Source organism: Klebsiella sp. 141240, assembly GCF_050600805.1.
GTDB lineage: Bacteria > Pseudomonadota > Gammaproteobacteria > Enterobacterales > Enterobacteriaceae > Klebsiella > Klebsiella aerogenes.
The window spans coordinates 240,938-265,378 of record NZ_JAQIRK010000004.1 but is presented as its reverse complement, the minus strand read 5'-3'; the positions used below and the strand labels follow the sequence as shown (position 1 = coordinate 265,378).

The window sequence follows — 24,441 nt, the reverse complement described above, 5'->3', positions numbered from 1 at the left end:
CGGTGAAACTAGCTAATGAATGCTTAATAGCCTTATAAGTAAAATTTATAAATAGCCCGGAAACCAACATGGCAAGACGCAACCTCAACGATTTACTCTCTTTCGTCACCGTGGCGCGGGAAGGCAGCTTCACGCGCGCCGCCGCGCAGCTTGGCGTGACCCAGCCTGCGCTAAGCCAAGCGATTTCCGGACTGGAAGAACGAATGCAAATCCGACTATTAACGCGGACCACCCGCAGTGTGTCCCCGACGGCCGCCGGGGAGCGCCTGTTGCAATCGGTGGGCCACCGTATTGACGAGATAGGGGCTGAGCTGGACATGCTGACTGAACTGCGGGACAAGCCTGCAGGCACCGTCCGCATCACCTGCGGGCCGAACGTGCTGAAAACGACCCTGCTGCCCAAGCTTGCGCCGCTGCTCCGCGAATATCCGGATATTCATATTGAGTTCGATGCTAATCACGGATTCCGGGATATCGTGGCGGATCGGTTTGATGCTGGCGTGCGGCTTGGCGATACGATTGATAAAGATATGATAGCGATGCCAATCGGCCCGAAACTGCGCATGGCAGCAGCCGCCTCGCCAGATTATTTCGCACGATACCCGGTGCCGAAAACGCCTCATGAGCTGACGCAGCATCAGTGTATTAATTTGCGCATGGTCCGCTCCGGCGGGATTTATGTCTGGGAATTCGATCGCGAGGGAGGAGAGTTGAACGTCCGGGTTAATGGACAGTTGACGTTTAACACGTCGGATCATGTTGTCGACGCCGCCCTGGCCGGGTTAGGCATCGCCTTTTTACCTGAAGAGGAATTCGGCTCACACATCAGAGAAGGTCGTCTCGTGCGGGTGCTTGAGTCCTGGTGTCATCCTTTTCCGGGCTACTATCTTTATTATCCCAGCCGCAAGCAGCCTTCCCCTGCCTTTTCACTCGTTGTTGATGCGCTGCGCATGAACGGGAAACTTTAGGTTTAAGATTTTTTCGCTGTATCAGGATGGACTTATCAAATGACCAGAACAGAGAGGCTTCTCGAGTTACTACAGATATTAAGAGCGCAAAGATATCCCATCACGGCATCCACGCTCTCAGAAAGATTAGGGATAAGCGTACGTTCACTTTACAGGGATATAAAAACGCTACAGCATCAAGGGGTGCGCATTGAAGGTGGGGCCGGAATGGGTTATATCGTTAAGTCCGATTTTCATTTGCCGCCCTTAAATCTTTCTCATGAAGAAATCAATGCCATTACCCTTGGGCTAAACTGGGTATCTCATAGCACGGATGATGATTTCAAAAACGCAGCAAGGAATGCGCTTGCCAAAATACACGCCGTCATTCCTGACGAATTAAAAAATCTTATTGAAAGCCAATCCTATGTGCTCGGTCCTTCCGAGAGCAATGAGGTATTTTTCAAAAACATTCGCGATGCTATTAAAAAGCAAAGGAGGGTCCAAATAAAATATTGTGACAAGAAAGGCGCTTACTCTTCTCGCGTGATATGGCCCATTGGATTGGCATATATGCAGTCATGTTGGCTTTTGGTCGCGTGGTGTGAAATGAGAAATGATTTTCGTCACTTTAGAACTGACAAAATTTCAGAGATGGCACAACTGGGCTCTATGTACAGGGAAAGCCGGATGGCTTTATTGAAAAAATGGAGAATAAAAGAAGGGATCGACGAGGAGAAAGAGTACTGACAAAAACTGTCACAGCGATTTTGTATACTCCCCCAGATGAAAGACTCAATTCTACGTCATAGGGGGAATGATGAATTTCCAGAATAAAGTTGCTGTCATCACAGGAAGTACTACAGGGATAGGTGAGGCAGTCGCAGAGCAATTACACCAATATGGTGCTAAGGTCGTTATTGTCTCCCGCTCGCCAGAGCAGGCCATCCAAAAAGCGAAACAATTATCTTCACAGGGGCAACAGGCGCTGGGGATCGGATGCGATGTGTCGCAACCTGAACAAGTAGAGAAAATGATTGCTGATGTTATCAAACATTTCGGCAGACTTGATTATGCTGTAAATAATGCGGGCATAACAGGTGAGCATGGTAAAAATATAACAGAGCAGACGGTTGAAAACTGGGAAAAAGTTATTGCCACTTCATTGAGCGGCGTTTTTTACTGCCTAAAATACGAAATACCTGAGATGATAAAATCTGGCGGTTCTATCGTTAATTTATCTGCAGTCAATGGTCTGGTTGGCATTCCAGGATTAGCGCCTTACACCGTGGCTAAACACGGTATCATCGGTTTGACCCAAACCGCAGCATTAGAGTTTGCAACGCAAGGTATTCGAATCAATGCCGTCGCTCCGGGCTACGTCCAAACGCCACGAATGAGTGAATTCCCTGACAATATCGTACGTAGTTTCGCCAATAGCCACCCAATGAAGAGGATGGCAAAAATGCAAGAAATAGCAGACTTCATACTGTTTTTGCTGTCAGAAAATGCGGCGTTCTGTACCGGCGGCGTTTATCCCATCGATGGGGGTTATTTAGCTGAGTGAACTCCCATCGAGGCTTTTTTAACTGCAAGATGTTGGCGCCCGGAGACCCTTGACCCGCTTTCCGCGGCGCACGAAAACTTAGCCCTTCCCGGCAGGCAGCAGCTTTTCCACCAGCGCCGTCCACAGCGCCACGCCGGGCGCCAGCAGATCGTCGTTAAAATCGTAGCTGGCATTATGCAGCGGCCTCGAGGGCGTCTCGCCATCTGTCCCTATCCAGAAATAGGCGCCGGGACACACTTCCAGCATGCAGGCAAAATCCTCCGACGCCATGGAAGGATTGATCTGCCAGCGCACCGCGGCTTCGCCGAGCTCGGCCTGCGCCACTTCTCGCACCTTCAGCGCCTCTTGTTTATCATTTTTGGTCACCGGATAGCCTGGATACCACGTAATCTGACCGTCAACGTCGGAAACCTGCGGCTGCGTATGCACGTATTGCTCAATCAGGTTTTTTACCCGCTCGCGCACCGTATTGCTCAGGCAGCGAAAAGTCCCGCGCAGTACCACGCGGTCCGGCAGCACGTTGATCGCCTCGCCGCCGTTGATCTGGGTAATGCTGACCACCGCGGAATCCTGAGGCGACAGGCGGCGCGACGGAATCGTCTGCAGCGCCATAATCAGCTGTGCGGCGGCGACGATAGGGTCGGCGCCGCTCTCCGGCATCGCCGCATGGCAGCTTTTACCGGTGAGCGTTATCTCAAAGGAGTCAAGCGAGGCCATCATTGCCCCGGGATTCACCGCCACATGCCCCAGCGGCAAGCCTGGCCAGTTGTGCAACGCGTAAATGGCGTCCATCGGGAAGCGCTCGAACAACCCCTCTTCCACCATTTTGCGCGCGCCGCCGAGGTTCTCCTCCGCGGGTTGAAAGACAAAATGCACGGTGCCGCCAAAGCTGCGGGTCTGCGCAAGGTGCGCAGCGGCGGCCAACAGCATGGCGGTGTGGCCGTCATGGCCGCAGGCATGCATTACGCCAGCATGACGCGAACGATATTCCACCGCCCCCTGTTCAGCGATCGGCAGCGCATCCATATCGGCGCGCAGGCCAATCACCGGCCCCGGGCCATTCTCAAGCGTCGCGACCACCCCGGTACCGGCCAGCCCGACATGCACCTGCAGGCCGAACGAAGCCAGTAGCCCGGCGACCCGACGCGAGGTCTCCTGCTCCTGGTACCCGAGCTCCGGATGAGCATGAAAATCGCGACGCCAGCCGATAGCTTCGGCAATCAGTGAAGACGATACCGCCATGTCCTGTTCCTTTCATTACTGAATGAGTAGTCCCCGTCCTGCTGCTTCCAGGCGGCACCCTTCGTTATATCCTTTCGCCCCCGCGGCTGACAACTTCAGCGATGATGATTTTTGTCTATTCACCAGCGGATCGTTTTATCGATATCAAAAATAGTAGCTATTTCAGCGGTGACTTCCGTCAGCTGATTAATTATCATGCAGACTGGTCGGCGTTTTGCCGGATTATTCACCTGCAACCTTCCGTTATCGGGAATACAATGTTTAACCCAGACCAGAATCGCCTGGCCCCCACGCTGGCGATGATCATGGCCGCTTCACTTGTGGGATTTATCACCGGCTATACGGTGCCATTAATCAGCCTTGAGCTGGCGCAGCAGCAAGTTGCTCCGCTTTATGTCGGCCTGCTGGCCGCGCTGCCGCCCGCTGGAATGATGCTCTCTTCTTTCCTTTCTCCCGCGCTGTGCCGTCGTTTTGAAATGGGCGCGTTGCTCAGCGTTAGCCTAATCCTGCTGGCGTTGGCGACCATCGCCTCCTGCATGACCACCGACATGACGCTGTTGCTAGTGCCGCGCCTGCTGACCGGACTCGCCTCCGGCGTCATTATCGTATTGGGGGAAAGTTGGATAACCGGCGGCGCGGCGGGCAGTAATCGCGCCACTCTCACCGGCATCTATGCCTCGGCCTTTACCGGCTGCCAGCTCGCCGGCCCGCTGCTTATCTCCGTCGGCCCCGCCTGGCAACACGCGGCGCTGATGGCAATTGTCGCCATTACCGCCGTTTGCCTGCTGATGCTGCGTCATCTGCCGCGCGGCAGTCGCGAAAGCCTTGCCGAGCGCGCCAGCTGGCGTAGCCTGGGGGCGTTCTTGCCAGTTCTGGCCTCTGGGGTATTCTGCTTTGCCTTCTTCGACGCCAGTATTCTCGCGCTACTGCCGCTGTACGGCATCGATAAAGGTTTAAATGAAACGATGGCGGTACTGCTGGTCACCGTCGTCCTCACCGGCGACGCCATGTTCCAGGCGCCTCTGGGATGGGTTGCCGACCGCTTCGGCATCCGTCGCGTGCATCTTATCTGCGCGGTTATCTTTAGCTTGTCGCTACTGGCGCTGCCGTTTATGCTCGCCTCGCGCGTACAGCTGATGGCTATCTGCCTGCTGCTCGGCGCCGCGGCGGGCGCGCTTTATACCCTGTCGCTGGTGCGGGCAGGCAAAACCTTTAGCGGGCAAAAGCTCATCATGATCAACGCCCTATTTGGCTTTTTCTGGTCAGCGGGTAGCGTGGCCGGGCCGATTGTCAGCGGCTTGTTGATTGGCGTTTCCGGCTATGACGGCTTGATCATCACCCTGTTCGCCAGCGGCGTGCTGTTCCTGTTAATCCAGTGCCTTAGCAAGAATGAAAAAACGCTGCTCGCCAATGAGCAGGAAGAAGACATGGAAGAGGCTACCGAGACCGCGCAATAGCGGAGTTGTTGATAACGGGCAGGCGGGACTCCACCTGCCCGTTTTGCTTTTGGCTACAGCACCTTACTGAGGAAGGCAGCGGTGCGCGGATTGGTCGGCGCGCTAAAGATCTGCGCCGGTTTGCCCTCTTCCTGAATCACGCCCTGATCGATGAAAATCACCCGGTCGGCCACTTCGCGGGCAAAGCCCATTTCGTGGGTCACGATAACCATTGTCATCCCTTCGCTGGCGAGATTTTTCATCACTTCCAGCACATCCCCTACCAGTTCCGGATCCAGCGCTGACGTGGGCTCATCAAACAGCATGATCGATGGCTTCATTGCCAGCGCACGGGCAATCGCTACCCGCTGCTGCTGACCGCCGGAGAGGCTGGAAGGCCAGGCATCGCGCTTATCGCTGAGTCCCACCTTCGCCAGCAAGGCATCCGCCAGGTCGACCGCCTGCTGGCGCGGCATATTGCGCAGATTCATCGGCGCCATCAGCAGGTTTTCCAGCACTGTCATATGCGGGAACAGGTTGAAGCGCTGAAACACCATGCCAACGCTCTCGCGCATCTTGTTGAGGTCGGTCGTCCGGTCATGGGCGGCAAAGCCGTTGACCACCACTTCGCCTTCGCTCACGGTTTCCAGCGCATTCATGCAGCGCAGAAAAGTGCTTTTGCCGGAGCCGGAGGGCCCGATAATGCACACCACTTCCTGTGGTTTAATATCGCAACTGATGCCGCGCAGCACGTGGCTATCGCCAAAGCGCTTATGTAGATTATTAATGTGAATCACTTTTGCCAAACCTCTTTTCCAGACGGTTAACCAGCTGCGCCAGCAGGAAGGTAATCACCCAATAGACCAGCGAGATAGTCAGGTAGGGTTCCCAGTAGGTGGCGTAAGCGCCGGAGACGGTTCGCGCCGCGTAGGCCAGATCGGCAAGCCCGATCGCCGAGGCCAGCGATGAGTCTTTAACAATAGCGATAGCGTTGTTGCCAAGCGGCGGCAGAATGCGGCGAAATGCCTGCGGCAGGATCACTTTACGCATGGTTTTCCACCACGGCATACCCAGCGCGCGCGAGGCTTCCATCTGCCCTTTGTCGATAGACTGGATCCCGGCGCGGAAGATCTCCGACACGTAGGCCCCGGCGTTGAGGGTAATCGCCACGATACAGGAGAGGAACGCGCCGTAGTTAGAACGCAGTTCGCGGGCGAAATCGGCGCTCATTATTCCGCTGGTGACCAGCAGGCCGTCGCGCGGGTTAATAAACAGCGGCACCAGCGCAAAGTGGACCACCATGATCTGCACAAACAGCGGCGTACCGCGGAAGGCGCTGACGTAGAAGCGCACCGGAAACTGCACCAGATAACGCAGAATATATTTCCATGGCCCGTGCTCGGCCTTCGCCATCCGCCCCAGTCCAAGCGTTAACCCCCACAGCGTCCCGAGGATCACGCAGATAATGGTACATTTAATCGTCATCAAGGCGCCGTCCATAAACAGCGGGCCGTACTCCTCGATGATCTCCCAACGGAATCCCGTCATAGTCCTTCCCTAAAAAAATACGGCCATCGCCTGAGCGACAGCCGCGGTCACTGAAAATTGGTGTTATTGCGCAGGCAGCGTCGGCACGTTGTCATCGAACCAGGTTTTATAGATTTTGGCGTAGGTGCCATCGGCAACGATTTTCTGCAAACCGGCGTTGATTTTGCCCAGCAGTTCACTGTTACCTTTAGCGACGGCGATGCCGAAATACTGGCGCTCAAATTTGGCGTCAGGCACCAGCTTGAATTGCTTTTCCGGGTGCTGCTTGATGTAGTATTTAACCACCCCGACGTCGCCTACCGCGGCGCTAACGCCGTCTTCAAACAGCTCCTGCAGCATCAGCGGCGTATTGTCAAAACGCTTAATGGAGGTACTGTTTTTACCCAGTTCCTGCGAAACCACAATATCGCCGGTGCTGGAGTTCACCACGCCGACTTTTTCGTTTTTCAACGCCGCCAGCGAGTTCACTTTTGAACCTTCCGGCACCACAATCGACTGTTCGGCCGGGAAGTACGGCGCGGAGAAATCCACCATCTGTTTGCGTTTATCGGTGATAGTAATACCCGAGATGATAATGTCGCGATCGCCGGTACCCAGAGTGGCGAAAATGCCCTCCCAGGGGGTGCTGACCAGTTTGACGTCAAAACCTTCGGCCCTGGCGATGGCTTTAATGATATCGATATCAAAGCCTTCCAGCTGCTTTTGGCTATTTTCGAATTCAAAGGGACGGTAGGTGCCGCCAGAACCGACGGTATAGGTTTCCGCAGCCGCCTGTCCGGCTGCCGCCAGCGCGGCCATCATGAAACACGCTTTGAGCAAATTCTTGACCATGAGACATCCTTTTTATGCATTTATTTTGCATAAAAATACACATACTTAGCATGGCATGCAACCGGAAAGCGTCTGGTGAGTGAATTATCTTTTGTTCAACCGCGTTGACCACCTGATTTGCCGATGGCTCGATGCAATTCATTGATTCGCTTCATTGATTTGACCGTCTTTTGCGGCGCGGTCGAGGCGACGGACAGCACGATCATCTCAAGGCAAATCAGCACCGTACCGTGCAGCGGCACTCGCCCGTTATCGCCGCCCCGCGGAACATCAATCACCACCTGTGCCAGTTGACTGAAGCGCGAATCCAGCGCCTGGGTGAGTAATATCGTTGGGATCCCCAGCCGCTGCGCCTCGCGCAACGTGGTCATGCCCTCCCGGTGCGGTGATTTTTGCCCCATCATAATCAGCACGTCGCCGCGCTGCAGGCTAATCAACTGCTCAGCAAGACTGAAGCCGGTACGGTTGAGGGTACAGGCAGGTAAGCCAATACGATTAAACAGACGCGCGGTGTACTCGGCGAGGATCCCCGACGCCCCGATGCCAAATATCGCCACCTGACGCGCATCGCCCAGCAGCGCCACCGCCTGGGCTACCGCCGCGCGATTATCCGCACGCGATAGCACCTCACAGGCGCGCTGATGCCCATCGAGCACAAAATCGATGCTGGAATTGACATCACAGGAGAGCGCCCCCACCGTCGAACGCATCTTTTCCGACGAGGTCGCTGACGGCCCGAACCAGCGCGCCATGGTCTCTTTTAACTCGCGCAGCCCGGCAAAACCTAAAGCCTGAATCGCCCTCACCACGGTGGCATCGGAGGTGTGGGTAGCGGTGGCGATCTCCATCGCCGTGCGTTCCAGTACCACTTCACGATTATCATTGATGTAGTTTGCCACCTCGCGTAAACGGGGCGAAAGCTGATGCGCGCGAGCGCGAAAACGCTCGCCAAACAGATCGACTCTGCCCTTCTCTTTTTTCACTCCCGTTTTCATTTCGCCCCCGCCGGAATCGGCCGCCCGGCGATGTGCGACTGCACCTGAGCAACCATCAGCGTCAATGCGGCGTACGAATTAGAAATAACCTCTTCGCGCGGCAGCAAAATATAGCGTCCAGTTCGGCAGGCGCGCATGAAGTCACACCAGCCGGGCATTACCGCCTCCATGGCCTTTAGCTCATCCTGCGGCTTACCGCCGGTGTCCGAACGCCAGGTCGCGAAAACAAAATCGGCATCCAGCTCCGGTAGCTGTTCGGCGCTGACGTCGATCCGCTGGCCATCGGGGATCTTGTCGATCAACGGGGGGAAGCGGAACCCGGCGTCACGCAGAACTCGCCCCAGCGCGTGATAGGAGTAGTGTACCGTCACCTTGCCGTTATTCGCCTGTATCACCGACACGCGGTACTGCTGCGGGTCGACCGTGGCCTTTAGCTGTTTAATTTGTTCCTGATAACGACGCTCAAGCACCGCCAGTCGCGCCTGGCTGCCGGTGAGCTGCGCCAGTTGGCGGTAAATCCGCGGCGCGCTGCCCTGCAGGTGATCGATACTGACCGTCGGCGCGATTTTCGCCAGTTGCTCCACCGAGACATGGCGGCTAGGCTCGGTAATAATCAGATCCGGCTTCGCCGCAGCCACGGCCTCAAGGTCGATATCGGCGGTGCCAATAAAGCGGATCTCGCTATTGTCGAAATCGACGCCGGTCAACTGGGCGCTGGAACGCAGGTAGTGGCTGCCGTCCGGGCGCGTGCGGCCATGGCTGGCCACCGGCGGCACTCCGAGCTCAATTAGCGGGATGGTGATATCGAGATCGTGCATCGAAACGATTCGCTGCGGATGCAGCGGTACGGTCACCGTACGACCTAAATCGTCGGTGAAGGTTTGCGAATCGGCAGCCGCGGCAGCGCCCGCGCACAGCACCAGCAGAGAAACGAACCAACGCATAACAATCCTTTTTGATTTACAGGGCGTCACGGCGACGCCAAAGCAGAGCAATAAAAAATGGGCACCCTACCAGCGCAATGACAATCCCCGCCGGGATCTGCAGCGGCGCAAACGCCAGCCGCCCCAGCGTATCGGTTGCCAGCACCAGCAACGCGCCAATCAGCGCGCTGCCGCAGAGCAGCGCCACCTGGCCGCCGCGCAGGACGAAACGCGCCATATGCGGCGCCATCAGGCCGACAAAACCCAGACTGCCAACGCAGGAAACGCTGGCAGAGGTCAGCAGCACGGGGGCGAAGAAACGCAGTAGCGTGAGCTGCGGCAAACGCACGCCAAGACCGATGGCGGTACGGTCGCCCAGCAGCGCCGCATCCGCCGCGCGGGCGGTGCAGAACAGAATCAGTGCGCCAGGTAGCGCCCAGCAAAACGCGACCACCAGCAGCGGCCAGGTCGCCGCGTGCAGGCTACCGGAGAGCCAGATCATCGCCGTCTGTACGTCGCGTACGTCGGCGGTAGTCATAAAAATGCCAACCGCCGCCGCCAGCGTCCACGACACCCCGATGCCAATCAAAATAAAGCGCGGACGTGAACAATCGCGCGCCAGCGCCAGCACCAACAGCGCCACCAGCACGCCGCCGAGCATTCCCGCCAGCGGCCGCCACGCCAGCCCTACGGCCGGAAAAAACAGGATTAGCGCCAGCACCACAATGCTGGCCCCTTCTTTGACGCCAATAAGGCCGGGGTCCGCCAGGCCGTTACGGGTAATGCTCTGCATTGCCGCTCCCGCCAGGCCAAGCATGGCGCCGCAGAGCAGCGCCATCAAAATTCGCGGTAGGCGGATGTCAAACAGGATGAAACGTTGCTGCTCGCCAAGCTTCTCCGGCGCCAGCAGCGCACGCGCCAATGTCGAAGATGACAGCGGAAAGCTGCCGCGGCTGAGGCTATAGAGCCCCAGCGCCAGCAAAAAGAGCAGCATGAAGGCGGCAATTTTCAATGCTGCCGGACGCAGCAACAGATGCCTTGAAGCGAACCCCAGAGGCCGAAATCCAGCGCGATGAACGGCGCGTATCATTTAAAAAACCTCGCGGCGATAAAAATAAATAGCGGCGCCCCCACCAGCGCGGTCATCGCGCCGGTCGCCAGTTCCTGCGGGGCGACGAGGGTACGGGCGGCGATATCCGCCAGCACCAGCACCAGCGCCCCTACCGGCGCCGCCAGCGGTAACGCCAGGCGAATATCTTGCGTTATCAGACGGCGCACCACGTGCGGCACCACCAGCCCGACAAACCCAACAGGCCCGGCCACCGCCACCGCCGCGCCGCACAGCAGCGCAATAGCGGCCAGCCCCAGCAGCCGGGTCTGCACCAGATTCACCCCCAGCCCCAGCGCCGCTTTATCGCCCAGCGCCAGCACGTTCAGACGTGGCGCGAGGAGCAGCGCCAGTCCCATGCCAGAAAGCGCCGGCACCAGCGCCGCCTGTAGGGTAGCCCAGTTCAATCCGGCCAGATCGCCGGCAAGCCATGTGCGCATTGCCAGCAGCGTTTGTTCATCAAGAATTAAAATCGCCGCCGTCACCGCCGAGGCAAACGCCGAGATCGCCACGCCGCATAGCGTGATGCGCAGCGGCGTCGCCCCGCCGCGCCCGGCAGAAGCCAGCGCCATTACCCCGCCGAACAGCAGCGCCGCGCCACAGGCGGCGGTTAGCGGGCGCGCCGCTGGAAAATCGCCGACAGAGAGGCCCAGCGCCGAGGTCGCAACCATCGCCAGCGAGGCGCCGGCGTTGAGCCCAAGAATATGCGGCTCGCCAAGCGGGTTGCGGATCACCGTCTGCAGCAGCACCCCGGCAACGCCAAGCGCCGCGCCGGTCAACAGCGCCGCTGCCAGCCGAACCAGACGTAAATCAACAATAATACGGTGATCGAAGTTTCGCGGGTCGTACTCGAGCAGTGCCTGCAGGACCGTCTGCGGCGCGATCCAGCGGGCGCCTAAGCCAAGATGAATCAGCGAACCGATGATAAGTAGCAGAGCTAACAGCAGCATCGCCAGCCGCGGACGAGTACGACGCCGTGTGGCGTACAGCACGGCGGCGCTCATAGGGCAACGACCTGGCTTGCGCGAAACGGCATAAAGAAAGGTTTGCCGGTTTGCGGATTGATTGACATCTGCACATCAACATCAAAGACGTTTTTAATCAGTTCAGGGCTGCAGATTTCGTGTTCTGAAATGGTCCCGGCTATCCGCCCTTTTTTGAGAAATACCAGCAGGTCGGCGTAGTTCACCGCAAAGTTCAGGTCGTGAAGGACCGTTACCACCGTGCGGCCATGCTGACGGGTCAGGCTCTGCAGAAGTTCAAGAATATCGACCTGATAGCGCAGGTCGAGCCAGGTGGTGGGCTCATCCAGTAAAATGGTTTTCGTCTGCTGCGCCAGCGCCATCGCTATCCAGCAGCGCTGACGCTGACCGCCGGAAAGGCTGTCGACCGGCAGATGGGCGAATTCGGCGGTGCCGGTTAATTGCAGCGCCTCTTCCACCGCCTGTTCATCGGCTTCAGACCACTGGCGCATCAGCCCCTGCCACGGGTAGCGCCCGCGCGATACCAGTTCGAACACCGTGAGCCCTTCCGGCGTCAGCGGCGATTGCGGCAGGATCCCCAACTGGCGGGAGACCGCTTTGGTCGGCATGTCGTGGATGGTCTTTCCGTCCAGACGCACGCAGCCGCCGAGCGGTTTTAGCATCCGGGCGATGGTCGATAATAGCGTTGATTTGCCTGAGCCGTTAGCCCCGGCAAGCACCGTCATTTTACCGCTGGGGATCGTCAGATTAATGTCATCGACGATAAGCGTCTGGCCATAGCCGGCCGACAGGGATTCCAGGACGATCCCCTTCTCTGCAGGGTTTACCCGCTGTGGCATAACTCGCTCCTGCGCCGCAGCGTTCCGGCGTCCGCCTTCAACGTTCTGCAGTCAAATAAAAATAAATCTCATTCTCTTTTGATCATGAAGGGGATGAATGTAGTAGTCAATACTGTGCTGCATGTTGCTTCCTTCACGTTCAGGACCTCATGGGGAGACAAAATGAATTTTATGAATACTATTTATAATCAATAAAATAAGATCATCACATCACCTGGTACAGACTACTAAATCGCGCTTTTCTTCAGCGCAGCTTTTTTATCTTACATAACATTTACTACTACATTTCTTCGTGTTTGAATGATTCTCAATTACATATCTGAAGGCGCATTCAGACGCTTAACGGATAGGTTTTATTTTCAGGGCAATGATTTAATTGGCTTTATCTGACCGCAAAGGCAGATTCGTTCACGAGAAACAGATAATGACTCAACCCCATGTCGCCTGCAGGACATTGCAAGGGCGCGCGCTTTTTTCGCTTCTTTTTTTAGCCTCACCGGGATTAATAGCCGCAGAAAATAACGCGGCAAAGAATACCAAGGACGCGGAGGACACCATTACCGTAGTGGCTGACGGCCGCCAGCAGAACGCCACCAGCGGTTATCAGCCGCTGAGTTCGTCCACGGCGACATTGACTTCAATGCCGCTGCTGGATATTCCGCAGGTGGTGAATACCGTCAGCGACCGGGTGCTGGAAGATCAGCACGCTACCTCGCTGGATGAAGCATTGTATAACGTCGCCAACGTGGTGCAGACCAATACCCTCGGCGGTACCCAGGATGCGTTTACCCGCCGCGGCTTCGGCGCCAATCGCGACGGTTCTATCATGACCAACGGCCTGCGTACCGTTCTACCGCGCAGCTTTAACGCCGCTACCGAGCGGGTTGAAGTTCTGAAGGGCCCGGCCTCGACGCTGTACGGCATTCTCGACCCCGGCGGGCTGATAAACGTGGTCACCAAACGCCCCGAGCGCCAGTTCTCTGGTTCGGTTTCCGCCACCTCCAGCAGTTTTGGCGGCGGCACGGGGAGCTTCGACGTGACCGGGCCAATCGAAGGCACAAATCTGGCCTATCGACTGATCGGCGAATATCAAAATGAAGATTACTGGCGTAATTTCGGCAAGAACAAAAGCAGCTTTATCGCCCCTTCCCTGACCTGGTTTGGCGATAGCGCAACCATTACCGCTTCGTATTCACATCGCGATTACAGCGCCCCCTTTGACCGCGGCACGATTTTCGATCTCAATACCGGCCACGCGGTCAACGTCGACCGTAAAACCCGTTTCGATGAAGCCTTTAATATCACCGATGGTTATTCCGATATTGCCCAACTGAACGCCGAGTATCGTCTTAACAGCGCCTGGACCGCGCGCTTTGATTACAGCTACAGCCAGGATCACTACAACGATAACCAGGCCAGGGTAATGGCCTATGATTCTGCAACCGGCAACCTGACCCGCCGGGTCGACGGCACGCATGGCTCAACGCAAAAGATGCATTCCACCCGCGCCGATCTACAAGGCAACGTGGTGATCGGCGGCTTTTATAATGAACTGCTGACCGGCGTCGCCTATGAGAATTACGATCTGCTGCGTACCGATATGCTGCGTTGTAAGAACGTGAAAGGCTTTAATATTTATCATCCGGTTTACGGCACTCTCGATACCTGTAATACCGTTTCCGCTGCCGATAGCGATCAGCGCATCAAGCAGGAGAGCTATGCGACCTATCTGCAGGACGCCCTGTACCTGACCGATAACTGGATTGCCGTGGCCGGCGTACGCTACCAGTATTACACCCAGTATGCCGGTAAAGGCCGTCCGTTTAACGTCAATACCGATAGCCGCGATGAGAAATGGACGCCGAAGGCTGGCCTGGTCTACAAGGTAACGCCAAATGTGTCGCTGTTTGCTAACGTCGCCCAGTCGTTTATGCCGCAGTCGTCAATTGCCAGCTACATCGGCGAACTGCCGCCGGAAGAGTCCACCTCTTACGAAGTTGGCGCGAAATTCGACCTTTTAGAGGGTATTACCGCCAATATCGCGTTATTTGATATTCATAAACGTAACGTGCTGTATACCGAAAGTATCGGCGACGAGACGGTGGCGAAGACCGCGGGTAAGGTTCGCTCGCGCGGCGTGGAGGTGGATCTGGCGGGCTCGATCACCGATAACCTCAGCGTCATCGCCAGCTACGGCTATACCGATGCCAAAGTGCTGGAAGATCCCGATTATGCCGGTAAACCGCTACCGAACGTGCCAAAACATACCGGTTCGCTGTTCCTGACCTATGACATTCATAACGTCTATAACAGCAACACCCTGACCGTTGGCGGCGGCGGCCACGCGGTCAGCAAACGGTCCGGCACCAACGGCGCGGATTATTATCTGCAGGGCTATGCGGTGGCCGACGTCTTCGCGGCCTACAAAATGAAGCTGCAGTATCCGGTAACGCTACAGGTGAATGTGAAGAACCTGTTTGATAAGACCTATTACACCTCGTCAATCGGCACCAATAATCTCGGCAACCAGATTGGCGACCCGCGTGAAGTGCAGTTTACGGTGAAAATGGATTTTTAAGCCTTGCCCTGCCCCGGATGGCGGCGCGCTGCGCCTTATCCGGGCTACCTCCCCTCAGCCCCTGCTGCGGGGAAATACCGGATGATGCATTTGGCTTACCAATCCTCTTCCTGGCCGAGGATACGCAAAATATCCTGCCGATGCTGCAATAGCAGTGGATTGTCGCGATGGCGGGGAAACGCCAGCGGAAGCGTAAACTCAGCGATAATGCGCCCCGGCCGCGGCGACATCACCAGCACCCGCTCGCAGAGCAGCAGCGCTTCTTCAATATCGTGGGTCACCAGCAGGCTGGTATAACCCTGCTGCTGCCACAGCGCAATCAGTTCGCGCTGCATGCTGATACGGGTAAGCGAATCCAGCTTACCCAGCGGCTCATCAAGCAGCAGTAGACGCGGTTCATTGAGCAACGCGCGCGCCAGCGCCGCACGCTGCGCCATCCCGCCGGAAAGCTGCCGCGGCCACGCCTCGCTAAACGCCTGCAGCCCGATCCGTGAAATCAGCGCGTCGGCCTTCGGCTCCTGCCCCTTTTTCCCCTGCGCCTGCGGCCCCAGCAGCACGTTTTGCCGCACCGTCAGCCACGGATAAAGCGTTGGGTCCTGGAAAACCAGGATCCGTTCCGGCCCCGGCCCGCCTATCGCCGCATCGTCAATCTCAATATGCCCGCTTTGCTGTGGCTCCAGCCCCGCCAGCAGACGCAGCAGCGTCGATTTACCGCATCCTGAGGGGCCAAGCAGCGCGACGCTCTCCCCTGGGCGCAGCTGCAGGCTGATATTTTCCAGCACCGGCACCGTCTGTTTGCCCAATGTAAAAGCATGATGAAGATGACGTACCGCCACCGCCGCACCGGTCGAAATTGTCTGGGCACTTACCATTGCATCCCTCCGCGCTGCCAGCTCAGCAGCCGATCGCGAATCATAAATAGCCCGCTAATCAGGCCGGAACATAACAACGCCATCACGAATAGCGCCGCGTACATATTCGGATAGGCCGCCCAGCCCTGCGCCCACTGCAGATAAAAACCGATCCCGGATTTGACGCCGACCATTTCGGCGACAATCAGCACTGAAAACGACGCGCCAAGCCCCATAAATAAGCCGACAAACACGTTCGGCAGCGCGGCGGGGATCGCCACGCGCAGGATCAGGAACCGTTGGCTGGCTCCCAGCGTTCGCGCCACGTCATACCACGCTTTATCGATACCAATGACCCCGGACCAGGTTAATACCGTGACCGGGAACCAGGTGCTGAGCGCGATTAAAAAAACGCTGGCGCCGAAGCTTGAAGGAAAGATAAACAGGCATAGCGGCAGCAGCGCGGTGGAAGGCACCGGCCCCAGCAGGCGTAATACCGGATGCACCCAATAGCCAATACGCTGAGACCAGCCAATCGCCAGCCCGCTAATAAACCCACAGCTGGTGCCGAGCAGTACTCCGAGCCCGAGCAGCCCCAGCGAATGCAGCAGGCTATCAAGCAACCGCGGCCAGTCATCGTGCAGGACTTCAATCAGCGCCTGCGGCGGAGCGAAAAACGGCACCGGCAAAAACGCCGTCTTGGCCGTCAGCCCTTCCCATAGCGCGAAGAGCACCGGCAGCAGCGCCAGCCATTTTCCGGCACGCTGCAAACGCGCGCCCCGCTGGCGCCAGTAACGGTAACTCAGCGTCAGTAACAGCAGTCCGCCGCCGAGAGTGAACTGCGCCAGCGCCCACTCCTCGCTAAACGGCCAGCGCCGACCGGCATCGGGCCAGGCCTGCGTGAACAGGCCGCCCAGCAGCCATAGCGCGGCGGCAAGCCCGCCCTCCGTCCAGAGCAGAGCGCCGAGCCCCGGTCGGGCGAGCGCGCGGTCAGGCGAAAACGTTGACATAAATACTCTCCGCAAACTGATGAGGATCGGTTCCCGGTTTGATGACCTGTACCCGCTGCAGATCCACGGCATACTGCGTCAGCTCTTTAACAAAAGCCACGCCCACCGCATGATGGCCGTGCCCCTGGCCGTGAAGAATGCCGCTAACCTCCGCTTCGTTAGTATTTAGCGCATGGGCGAGAAAAGATTGCGCCACGCTTTCCGGGTGCGCGGCGGCATAACTGTGCGCTTCCAGAATCGCCTGGGTAAGCGCGGCCGCCGCCGGTTTATGATCGCGCGCAAGGGAGCCGCTGACGCCCAGCACGCAGCAGCTAAGATTGGCGTAATCGCCGGTCATATTGCTGGCGATTAGCTGATATTTCCCGGTTTCCAGCAGGCGATAGCTAAAGGGTTCGCTGCCGCTAATGGCGGCGATTTCGCGTTTATCCAGCGCCACGCTGAGCAGGTCGGCCGGATAGACTTTCCACTGCACATCACTAATCGGGTCGATACCGTGGCGTTTCAGCAAGATGGCGAAGAAGTTTTTATCCGGCCCAGCCATATCGGTGACGCCAATGGTTTGCCCTTTCAGGCTCTCCAGACCGCTAAAAGGCGAGTTTTTGGCCGTCAACAAATTCAGGCAGCCGCCGTGCGTTCCGGCGGTAAGTTTGACGTCAAACCCCTGCTCCAGCGCCTTCAGCCAGCGTAACGCCATGCCTACCCCTGCGTCAGCCTTGCCGGTGGCAATCGCTTCCAGCAGTACATCCGTCGAGTTACCAAAGTTAACAAACTCAACGTCGAGATTATATTTACTAAAAATCTTCTGCTGCTCCGCGACGGCGACCGGCGCCAGGCACACCGCGCTTTTGTTGATCGCCAGCTTGATTTTGTAAGGCTGCGCCAGACGCAGCGCCGGATGTTCATCGCCGCTCGCCATCTCCGCCATATCGTGAGCCCATAGCGGCACAGACGCCCCGGCCAGCGCCAGACCGCCGGTAAATTGTAAGAAACGACGACGGGTAAAACGTGTGGTCATCATGGCGCCGCCTCCGCATGAACCGGCGCGACCGGCACGTTAAAGCCGTTATCAAATGTCGGCGTTACATCGAGCTTTGCGCGAATGAGGCCGTTGGCAAGATAAAAGTCCGCCGTCGACTGCTGCTGGGCGACCGTCGGCGCGTCCAGCCGCTGCCACTGCGACTGGCGGTTGGCAAACTGCGCGCGGGCGATCTCCGCCGGGAAGCGAATGATCTCCCCCAGCGTTTTGCCATAGCTATCGAGATTGGCGTATGCCCAACGCTCGGCGCCGGCCAGTCGGGTGAGATAATCCTGAAGCGCCGCGCGCTTTTGTGGATCCTTCAGCGCATTATCGGTGGCGGCCAGGAAGGTATTACCCGGCAACAGCCCTTTACCGCTCACCAGAATCTGCCCTTCGGCGGTTTTCACCAGTTGCGTGGTATAGGGCTCCCAGGTCGCCCAGGCATCTACCGAACCGTTAAGCAGCGCGACTTTCGCATCCACCGGGCCAAGGAATACCCACTGGACATCCTTCGGCGAGACCCCCGCCTGCTCCAGCGCTTTCAGCGCCACAAAATGGCCAATTGATCCTTTACCGGTGGCAATGCGTTTACCTTTCAGATCCGCCGCGCTTTTTAACGCGCTGCCGGGCGGCACCAGCACGGCGGTCCCCGCCGGGTTGCTCTTATCGACGGCAATAGCTTTTACCGGCGCGCCGTTCGCCAGCGCGAACAGCAGCGGCGCATCGCCGATAATCCCCACGTCAACCGCGCCGGCGTTGAGCGCTTCAGCCAGCGGCGCGGCGGCAGGAAACTCGGCCCATTTAATATCGTAAGCGAGGTTTTGCAAGGCGTTAGCAGCCTCCAGTTGCGACCGCATGCCGCCTTTTTGATCGGCAATTCGCAGCGTGATTCTTTCCTGAGCCGCAACATAGCCGCTCAGCGTCAATAGCATTAGCGCCCCGGCTATGCGGGTAAAATGAGGTATGCGCATCTTAATTATCCTTGTTGTTGAAAAGCGTGTTTACCCGCCGCCTGCCACGCGCTGTCGTTCTGCGGCGTATGTACCCGCCCGCACAGGACGTTGCGATAGTGGCGTTCCAGAGGATTTTGCCGGCTTAAACCATGATTGCCGGTGAGTTCAAGCGCCAGATTGACCGCCAGAATGGCGTTATCGGTGATAGTGACTTTCGCCAGATTGGCCTCAATAGCGGAAAAGCCCAGCTCCGCGGCATTCTCCAGCAGAGTGCGGTTAACCAGTAGCAGCCCCTCTATCTGCCCCACTTTTTCCTGTACCCGCGGCAGACTGGAAAGCGGTTGTCCAAGATTGCCGGGAACCCGCGCACCAAGCCACGCGACAAGCCAGTCGCGCGCCGCGCGGGCTACACTGTCGTAAATCGCCGCCAGCAACGCCGTATGACGGTTAGCAAACAGACGAAATTGTTCGGCGTCCGGCGCGGGCGGCTCGTCGGCAGGCCAAACGTCTACCGCGTGCCCGGCGGATACCTGCACGTTTTTCAGCACCACCTCGTGACTGCCGGTGGCCCGCATGCCTACGTGATCCCAGCTTTTCACTACGCTAATGCCCTCGCTGTCGGCAGGGACCAGCCAGCTACCGACCAGCGGCGGGTTGTCGTCGCTGCGCGCCCACAGAGCCAGCCAGCTCAACCCTTCGATACCGGTGGTATAAATTTTGTGACCGTTAATCAGCCAGCCCCGGCCGTTACGGCTGGCTATCGTTTGCGGCAGGCCGCCGCGCGCCGGAGAGCCCAGATCCGGCTCGACGCGCAGGCTATTCATCAACCCGCCGTTTGTGAGCGCATCATCAAACACGCGCTGGCGTAGCGGCTCAGCCCAATGCGTATTTTCCGCCAGCCTCAGATGATGTAGGTACTGCATGCAGACAATCAGCGCGGTCGCCGGTTCGCCCCAGGCGATGGCGGCGATAGCCTGTTGCAGCTCGGCTAAACTGGCGCCTGCACCGCCATACTGCGATGGTACGGCAAGGCTTAAAAATCCGCGTCGGCGCAGAACGTCAATATTGCGATGGGGAAAATCGCCGCTGGCATCAAGGCTGGCCGCCTCCTCCGCCATCAGTTGGCGGATCTCGGCAAGCTGCCGCGGCCAATCAGCAATAGGGGGTTGCCTCACGATGCGCGCTCCGCCACGGCGCGCAGCGCGGCTTTTTCGCGGGTAATCGGCAGCAGCGCTTTGCCATACTCCTGTGCATCGTTCAGCGGATCGAAGCCGCGGATCAGGAAGTTACGCACGCCGAGGTCGTAGTAGTCGAGCAGCGCATCGGCAACCTGTTCCGGCGTGCCGACCAGCGCGGTGGAGTTGTGGCCGCCGCCCACCAGCTGCGCGATGCCGGTCCACAGGCGTTTATCCACCACCTTACCCTGCGCCGCCGTAGCCCGCAGACGCTGCGCGCCAACGCTATCGGGCTTGGCTTTAAATCCCCCCTGGTTCTGCGCCGCCCGCTCGGTGGCGACATGCAGAATATGCTCGGCCTTCTCCCAGGCTTCCGCTTCGCTATCGGCGATAATCGGCCGGAACGACACGCTGAAATCGATCTCGCGCTGATGTTTTGCCGCTTCGGCACGTACCCGCTGGATAGTTTCCGCAGTCTGCGCCAGCGACTCCCCCCATAGCGCGAAGACGTTAGCGTGTTTACCGGCAACCGTAATTGCCGCCTCCGACGAGCCACCGAAATAGAGGGGAATATGCGGTTTCTGCAGCGGGCGAATCGCCGACCAGGCCTGTTGCGCCTGATAAAAATCATTGTCGATGTCCACCGGCTGTTCGGCGGTCCAGACTTTGCGGATGGTATCGAGGAAGGCGTCGGTGCGCGCATAGCGCTGGTCGTGGTCGAGATAATCGCCGTCACGGCGCTGCTCGGCGTCATTGCCGCCGCTGATGATATGTACCGCCAGCCTGCCGCCGAGCAGATGTTCGAGGGTGGCGAATTTACGCGCGGCGAGAGTTGGCGAGACAAAACCGGGGCGGTGCGCCAGCAGGAAAGCTATCTTTTGTGTCGACAACCCCGCCAGCGCGGTCACCAAAAAGCCATCGGGTTGATCGGACCAATGCCCCACCAGCAGACGGTCAAACCCCGCGGCTTCATGTGTTTGCGCGAAGCGCACAATATAATCACGGTCAAAAATCGGCCCTACCGGGGCGATGGTTTCTGACGACAGGCGGTGGCCGATCATGCCGAGAAACTGAATGCTCATACAGAACTCCTGGTAGCAAGGTAATGAATGGGCCGCGGCGGCGGCGCGTTTTCATTACCCTATACACAGGCACTTAATGAACAAAATGCATTTTTATCATAACTTAATATGCAAGATAAGCATTTATTAAAATAACATATACGTATCAGAAAGATGCGTTAAGTTGCTGGACCACTTTTTCGGCGAAAAAAGTCAGCGGCTGGCTGAGGTTAGCCAGATTCTGCGCCTGTACCAGCCACAGATGCACTTGCGGCTGAAAATCCGCGAGCGTAAGCGTGGCTACTTCGTCGCGCCACGGGCTGGCCGCCAGCGCGGCGCGAGGCACCAGGCCAAGCCCCAGCCCCTGCGCCACCAGGCTGATTTGCAACTGGGCGCCGGCGGTCTCGACGTTCAGCGCCAGCCGCAGCCCCTGCGATTGTAGTTCGCGGATTAGCCCGGCCCGCAGACCACAGCCGTCGGGATTCAGTATCCAGCCTCGCTGCGCACAGTCGCGCAGCGCTCCGGCGTGCAGTCGCCAGCTTTTCGCCGCGATGACCACGATATCCAGCGGACACAGCAGCCTCCCGCTGTAGCCGTCAGCAAAGCGCTGCTGTTGCGGTCCCATCGCCAGAACACCATCCAGTTCGACGCTCTCCAGCCGTTTTTGCAACAGCCCGCTCCAGCCGCAGGTCACCTGCGGCTCCAGAGCTGGGAACTGCTGGCGTAGCGCGCTCAGCGCCGGCTGGAGGGCGATTTCCGCCACGCTCTGCGGCACGCCAAGACGCAGAACGCCCTGCGGCTCCGCCTCCGGGTCAAGCAGACCGTACAGCTTTTTAGTTTCCCGCTTGATGCTCAGACATTGTTCATACACCCGGTGCCCGGCGGCGGTGAGCGTCAGGGGCCTGGTCTGGCGCTCCAGCAGCGTCACATTGAGGGTTTGCTCAAGGCGCTGAAGCCGACGGGTAATGGCCGATTGGGTAATGCCAAGATATTCCGCAGCCTGGTTTAGGGAGGAAAACTGCACGGTAGCCAGCAGAGCATCAATGTCGTCGATACGCATACAATCCTTAATGTGATTTTTGCATATTAATATATGCGGAAATTGCATTTTAATTATATTAACGCCTTTGCTAGCGTAATGACCAGTCCCGACAACAGGAAACCACCATGACCGCACCGCGAGTGGAAAAATTACGCCAGTTCATTCAAGACCTTGATGCCCTGCATCGCCAGTTTACCGATGAGGCCCCCCTGCTCGACGCCGTCGCCGTGCGCCTGGCTTCGCTTGTGCAAAAAGATGACTGGTTACCGGAAGAGTACACCCTACCGCATCCCCACCACTATCAGCAGTATTTGCTGCATGCCGATTCCGGCCAACGTTTTTCGATTGTCAGCTTCGTCTGGGGGCCGGGGCAATCGACGCCGATCCACGACCATCGGGTCTGGGGAGCCATCGGTATGTTGCGCGGCGCGGAGGAGAACCAGCGCTACCGACTCGACGAACGCGGTTTACCGATCGCCACTGGTCCTGCTGAACGGCTTTCACCCGGCAAGGTGGAAAAAGTCTCTTCCCGCGATGGCGATATTCATCGGGTGAGTAATGCGCTCGCGGACCACGTCTCAATCAGTATTCACGTCTACGGCGCTAACATTGGCGGCGTCCGGCGTGCTGTTTATACCGCGGATGGGATCGCCAAACCTTTCGTCTCCGGTTACTCCAACCGCCACTTGCCCAATATCTGGGATCTCTCAAAGGATAATGAATATGCCTGACTACAATTACCGCCAGCCAGCCGAGGTGCGCCAGGCGCTAATCGATGGCGCGGAAGTGGCGCTCATCGATGTTCGCGAAGAGGCCGCATTTGCCACTAACCATCCGCTGTTTGCCGCTAATTTGCCGCTCAGCAAGCTGGAGCTGGAGATTTTTCGCCGCGTGCCGCGCCTGACGACGCCGATTACCCTCTACGATAACGGCGAAGGTCTCGCGGAGCAGGCCCTTGAACGGCTGCAACGCTGGGGCTATCAGGATGTCGCGCTACTGGCAGGCGGACTGACGGGCTGGCAGCGTAGCGGCGGTGAGCTCTTTCAGGACGTTAACTCACCGAGCAAAGCGTTCGGCGAGCTGGTAGAGAGCGAGCGCCAGACGCCGTCGTTGAGCGCTGAGGAAGTGAAGGCGCTGATCGAGGGGCCACAGCCGGTCGTGGTGGTCGACGCGCGTCGTTTCGATGAATATCAAACGATGAATATTCCCGGCAGCATCAGCGTGCCCGGCGGGGAGCTGGCGTTACGCATCGAAGGCCTGCTGCCGTCGGCGCAAACGACAGTGATCGTTAACTGCGCCGGCCGTACCCGCAGCATTGTCGGCAGTCAATCGCTGCGCAATGCCGGCTTAGCCAATCCGGTATACGCACTGCGCAACGGTACCATCGGCTGGACCTTAGCCGGACTGGAACTCGAGCACGGCCAACAGCGGCGCTACGACGCCGATTTCCGCGCCTCAGCGCAGCGCGTGGCTGCGGTGACGCAGTTGGCCGAGCGCGCTGGCGTGGCCTTCATTGATGCCACGACTTTAGCCCGCTGGCAACAGCAGCCGAGCCGCACCACCTATCTCTTTGATGTTCGCAGCCCCGAGGAGTATGCCGCAGGCCATCTGCCGCACAGCGTGAATGCCCCTGGCGGCCAGCTGGTGCAGGAAACCGATCATTACGCCAGCGTACGCGGAGCGCGGATTGTGCTGGTCGCCGATGATGAGATCCGCGCGCCGATCGCGGCGTCCTGGCTGGCGCAGATGGGCTGGGAAGTGGCGGTTTTACGCGATGTCCGCGTTGAGCAATTGAGCGAGCGCGGCGTTCCGCCCGCCAGCGTACCGCCGGCGCCGCAGGCTGAGGAGATAACCCCAGCGCAGTTAGCGGAACAATTGCGCGAACCCGGCACCGTGGTACTGGATTTCACCACCAGCGCGAACTATGTCGCACGGCATATCCCCGGCGCCTGGTGGCTGGTGCGTTCACAGCTACGTCAGGCGCTAGAGCTCATCCCTCCCGCAAAACGTTACGTTGTCACCTGTGGCAGCAGCCTGCTGGCCCGCTACGCCGTGCCTGAAGTCGCGGCATTGACCGGTAAGCCTGTGCAACTGTTAAGCGGCGGGACGCTGGCGTGGATTGATGCCGGGCTGGCGCTAGAACAGGGCGAGACGCATCTGGCAACAGCGCGCAGCGATCGCTATCGACGGCCTTATGAAGGAACCGATAACTCCGCTGAGGCGATGCAGGCTTATCTCGACTGGGAGTTTGGTCTGGTGGAACAGTTAGCGCGTGATGGTACCCACGGCTTTAAGGTGTTGTAAGTCAAAAAACCGGTGGCGACACGGCCACCG

General features: G+C 58.2%; 20 protein-coding genes and 3 pseudogenes. 7 read left to right on the top strand and 16 right to left on the bottom strand.

What is annotated here, in order from left to right:
* The first annotated feature begins 68 nt into the window (after nucleotides 1-68).
* The 3 genes from PGQ95_RS09845 to PGQ95_RS09835 all read left to right on the top strand — a co-directional run bounded on the left by PGQ95_RS09845 (nucleotide 69) and on the right by PGQ95_RS09835 (nucleotide 2,514).
* Nucleotides 69-968: a LysR family transcriptional regulator gene (locus PGQ95_RS09845; RefSeq protein WP_430917889.1), complete on the top strand. Its 900-nt coding sequence runs from the start codon at nucleotides 69-71 to the stop codon at nucleotides 966-968.
* A gap of 39 nt (nucleotides 969-1,007) precedes the next feature.
* Entirely contained in the window at nucleotides 1,008-1,697 is a 690-nt protein-coding gene (locus PGQ95_RS09840; protein WP_430917887.1) for a helix-turn-helix transcriptional regulator, read from the top strand.
* Between the two features lie 70 nt (nucleotides 1,698-1,767).
* Entirely contained in the window at nucleotides 1,768-2,514 is a 747-nt protein-coding gene (locus tag PGQ95_RS09835) for an SDR family NAD(P)-dependent oxidoreductase (RefSeq protein WP_430915294.1), read from the top strand.
* Nucleotides 2,515-2,592: 78 nt separating this feature from the next.
* Here the strand turns inward: PGQ95_RS09835 and PGQ95_RS09830 are convergent, their stop codons facing one another.
* Nucleotides 2,593-3,756 carry a M20 aminoacylase family protein gene (locus PGQ95_RS09830; RefSeq protein ID WP_430917885.1) on the bottom strand — a complete coding sequence of 388 codons (1,164 nt, stop codon included), beginning with the start codon at nucleotides 3,754-3,756 and terminating at the stop codon, nucleotides 2,593-2,595.
* A gap of 257 nt (nucleotides 3,757-4,013) precedes the next feature.
* Here PGQ95_RS09830 and PGQ95_RS09825 point away from each other — a divergent pair, with 257 nt between their 5' ends.
* On the top strand, nucleotides 4,014-5,213 hold the full coding sequence (locus tag PGQ95_RS09825) for an MFS transporter (RefSeq protein WP_316424606.1): 1,200 nt from the start codon (nucleotides 4,014-4,016) through the stop codon (nucleotides 5,211-5,213).
* A gap of 53 nt (nucleotides 5,214-5,266) precedes the next feature.
* Here the strand turns inward: PGQ95_RS09825 and PGQ95_RS09820 are convergent, their stop codons facing one another.
* From PGQ95_RS09820 to PGQ95_RS09785, 8 genes and pseudogenes are all read right to left on the bottom strand, one after another.
* The gene (locus PGQ95_RS09820; RefSeq protein ID WP_032715551.1) at nucleotides 5,267-5,989 is read right to left on the bottom strand and encodes an amino acid ABC transporter ATP-binding protein; all 723 of its coding nucleotides are present in this window, start codon (nucleotides 5,987-5,989) and stop codon (nucleotides 5,267-5,269) included.
* The gene (locus PGQ95_RS09815; RefSeq protein WP_020079062.1) at nucleotides 5,976-6,740 is read right to left on the bottom strand and encodes an amino acid ABC transporter permease; all 765 of its coding nucleotides are present in this window, start codon (nucleotides 6,738-6,740) and stop codon (nucleotides 5,976-5,978) included. The genes PGQ95_RS09820 and PGQ95_RS09815 overlap by 14 nt, the downstream gene beginning before the upstream one ends.
* A gap of 63 nt (nucleotides 6,741-6,803) precedes the next feature.
* Nucleotides 6,804-7,571 (bottom strand): basic amino acid ABC transporter substrate-binding protein, encoded by a 768-nt coding sequence (locus PGQ95_RS09810; RefSeq protein ID WP_430917882.1) that lies wholly within the window; start codon nucleotides 7,569-7,571, stop codon nucleotides 6,804-6,806.
* A gap of 95 nt (nucleotides 7,572-7,666) precedes the next feature.
* A pseudogene (locus PGQ95_RS09805) lies at nucleotides 7,667-8,618 on the bottom strand (MurR/RpiR family transcriptional regulator).
* Nucleotides 8,563-9,515 (bottom strand): annotated as a pseudogene (locus PGQ95_RS09800) (iron-siderophore ABC transporter substrate-binding protein). The pseudogenes PGQ95_RS09805 and PGQ95_RS09800 overlap by 56 nt, the downstream one beginning before the upstream one ends.
* A gap of 11 nt (nucleotides 9,516-9,526) precedes the next feature.
* Nucleotides 9,527-10,579, bottom strand: coding sequence for a FecCD family ABC transporter permease (locus PGQ95_RS09795; RefSeq protein WP_430917880.1), 1,053 nt, complete (start codon nucleotides 10,577-10,579; stop codon nucleotides 9,527-9,529).
* A complete protein-coding gene (locus PGQ95_RS09790) occupies nucleotides 10,576-11,601 on the bottom strand; it encodes a FecCD family ABC transporter permease (protein ID WP_087857889.1) in 1,026 nt (341 codons plus the stop codon). Before PGQ95_RS09790 ends, PGQ95_RS09795 begins: the two co-directional genes overlap by 4 nt.
* Nucleotides 11,598-12,419 carry an ABC transporter ATP-binding protein gene (locus tag PGQ95_RS09785; RefSeq protein WP_087857890.1) on the bottom strand — a complete coding sequence of 274 codons (822 nt, stop codon included), beginning with the start codon at nucleotides 12,417-12,419 and terminating at the stop codon, nucleotides 11,598-11,600. Before PGQ95_RS09785 ends, PGQ95_RS09790 begins: the two co-directional genes overlap by 4 nt.
* A gap of 505 nt (nucleotides 12,420-12,924) precedes the next feature.
* On the opposite strand from PGQ95_RS09785, the gene PGQ95_RS09780 reads away from it, so the two are divergent.
* Entirely contained in the window at nucleotides 12,925-14,997 is a 2,073-nt protein-coding gene (locus tag PGQ95_RS09780; RefSeq protein ID WP_430918051.1) for a TonB-dependent siderophore receptor, read from the top strand.
* A 95-nt stretch (nucleotides 14,998-15,092) separates the two neighbouring features.
* Here PGQ95_RS09780 and PGQ95_RS09775 read toward each other — a convergent pair whose 3' ends face one another.
* The 7 genes and pseudogenes from PGQ95_RS09775 to PGQ95_RS09745 all read right to left on the bottom strand — a co-directional run bounded on the left by PGQ95_RS09775 (nucleotide 15,093) and on the right by PGQ95_RS09745 (nucleotide 22,125).
* Nucleotides 15,093-15,869 carry an ABC transporter ATP-binding protein gene (locus PGQ95_RS09775; protein WP_430917877.1) on the bottom strand — a complete coding sequence of 259 codons (777 nt, stop codon included), beginning with the start codon at nucleotides 15,867-15,869 and terminating at the stop codon, nucleotides 15,093-15,095.
* Complete coding sequence (locus tag PGQ95_RS09770) at nucleotides 15,863-16,858, bottom strand: ABC transporter permease (protein ID WP_087857892.1); 996 nt, start codon at nucleotides 16,856-16,858, stop codon at nucleotides 15,863-15,865. Before PGQ95_RS09770 ends, PGQ95_RS09775 begins: the two co-directional genes overlap by 7 nt.
* Complete coding sequence (locus PGQ95_RS09765) at nucleotides 16,839-17,876, bottom strand: ABC transporter substrate-binding protein (RefSeq protein WP_430917875.1); 1,038 nt, start codon at nucleotides 17,874-17,876, stop codon at nucleotides 16,839-16,841. Before PGQ95_RS09765 ends, PGQ95_RS09770 begins: the two co-directional genes overlap by 20 nt.
* Entirely contained in the window at nucleotides 17,873-18,847 is a 975-nt protein-coding gene (locus PGQ95_RS09760) for an ABC transporter substrate-binding protein (protein ID WP_213316767.1), read from the bottom strand. Before PGQ95_RS09760 ends, PGQ95_RS09765 begins: the two co-directional genes overlap by 4 nt.
* A 5-nt stretch (nucleotides 18,848-18,852) precedes the next feature.
* Complete coding sequence (locus PGQ95_RS09755) at nucleotides 18,853-19,947, bottom strand: acyl-CoA dehydrogenase family protein (protein WP_213316806.1); 1,095 nt, start codon at nucleotides 19,945-19,947, stop codon at nucleotides 18,853-18,855.
* 34 nt (nucleotides 19,948-19,981) lie between these two features.
* Nucleotides 19,982-21,086: pseudogene (locus PGQ95_RS09750) on the bottom strand (LLM class flavin-dependent oxidoreductase).
* A gap of 145 nt (nucleotides 21,087-21,231) precedes the next feature.
* Entirely contained in the window at nucleotides 21,232-22,125 is an 894-nt protein-coding gene (locus PGQ95_RS09745; protein ID WP_430917872.1) for a LysR family transcriptional regulator, read from the bottom strand.
* Between the two features lie 107 nt (nucleotides 22,126-22,232).
* On the opposite strand from PGQ95_RS09745, the gene PGQ95_RS09740 reads away from it, so the two are divergent.
* Both PGQ95_RS09740 and PGQ95_RS09735 read left to right on the top strand, forming a co-directional pair.
* Nucleotides 22,233-22,838: a cysteine dioxygenase gene (locus tag PGQ95_RS09740; protein WP_113374131.1), complete on the top strand. Its 606-nt coding sequence runs from the start codon at nucleotides 22,233-22,235 to the stop codon at nucleotides 22,836-22,838.
* On the top strand, nucleotides 22,831-24,411 hold the full coding sequence (locus PGQ95_RS09735; protein ID WP_430917869.1) for a rhodanese homology domain-containing protein: 1,581 nt from the start codon (nucleotides 22,831-22,833) through the stop codon (nucleotides 24,409-24,411). Before PGQ95_RS09740 ends, PGQ95_RS09735 begins: the two co-directional genes overlap by 8 nt.
* The last annotated feature ends 30 nt before the right edge of the window (nucleotides 24,412-24,441 follow it).

Coding starts and splice junctions, on each gene's coding strand:
- PGQ95_RS09735 (WP_430917869.1), top strand. CDS start 22,831: ATGCCTGACTACAATTACCGCCAGCCAGCCGAGGTGCGCCAGGCGCTA.
- PGQ95_RS09775 (WP_430917877.1), bottom strand. CDS start 15,869: ATGGTAAGTGCCCAGACAATTTCGACCGGTGCGGCGGTGGCGGTACGT.
- PGQ95_RS09785 (WP_087857890.1), bottom strand. CDS start 12,419: ATGCCACAGCGGGTAAACCCTGCAGAGAAGGGGATCGTCCTGGAATCC.
- PGQ95_RS09795 (WP_430917880.1), bottom strand. CDS start 10,579: ATGATACGCGCCGTTCATCGCGCTGGATTTCGGCCTCTGGGGTTCGCT.
- PGQ95_RS09755 (WP_213316806.1), bottom strand. CDS start 19,947: ATGGCGGAGGAGGCGGCCAGCCTTGATGCCAGCGGCGATTTTCCCCAT.
- PGQ95_RS09760 (WP_213316767.1), bottom strand. CDS start 18,847: ATGCGCATACCTCATTTTACCCGCATAGCCGGGGCGCTAATGCTATTG.
- PGQ95_RS09835 (WP_430915294.1), top strand. CDS start 1,768: ATGAATTTCCAGAATAAAGTTGCTGTCATCACAGGAAGTACTACAGGG.
- PGQ95_RS09740 (WP_113374131.1), top strand. CDS start 22,233: ATGACCGCACCGCGAGTGGAAAAATTACGCCAGTTCATTCAAGACCTT.
- PGQ95_RS09825 (WP_316424606.1), top strand. CDS start 4,014: ATGTTTAACCCAGACCAGAATCGCCTGGCCCCCACGCTGGCGATGATC.
- PGQ95_RS09810 (WP_430917882.1), bottom strand. CDS start 7,571: ATGGTCAAGAATTTGCTCAAAGCGTGTTTCATGATGGCCGCGCTGGCG.
- PGQ95_RS09830 (WP_430917885.1), bottom strand. CDS start 3,756: ATGGCGGTATCGTCTTCACTGATTGCCGAAGCTATCGGCTGGCGTCGC.
- PGQ95_RS09845 (WP_430917889.1), top strand. CDS start 69: ATGGCAAGACGCAACCTCAACGATTTACTCTCTTTCGTCACCGTGGCG.
- PGQ95_RS09770 (WP_087857892.1), bottom strand. CDS start 16,858: ATGTCAACGTTTTCGCCTGACCGCGCGCTCGCCCGACCGGGGCTCGGC.
- PGQ95_RS09840 (WP_430917887.1), top strand. CDS start 1,008: ATGACCAGAACAGAGAGGCTTCTCGAGTTACTACAGATATTAAGAGCG.
- PGQ95_RS09745 (WP_430917872.1), bottom strand. CDS start 22,125: ATGCGTATCGACGACATTGATGCTCTGCTGGCTACCGTGCAGTTTTCC.
- PGQ95_RS09790 (WP_087857889.1), bottom strand. CDS start 11,601: ATGAGCGCCGCCGTGCTGTACGCCACACGGCGTCGTACTCGTCCGCGG.
- PGQ95_RS09765 (WP_430917875.1), bottom strand. CDS start 17,876: ATGATGACCACACGTTTTACCCGTCGTCGTTTCTTACAATTTACCGGC.
- PGQ95_RS09815 (WP_020079062.1), bottom strand. CDS start 6,740: ATGACGGGATTCCGTTGGGAGATCATCGAGGAGTACGGCCCGCTGTTT.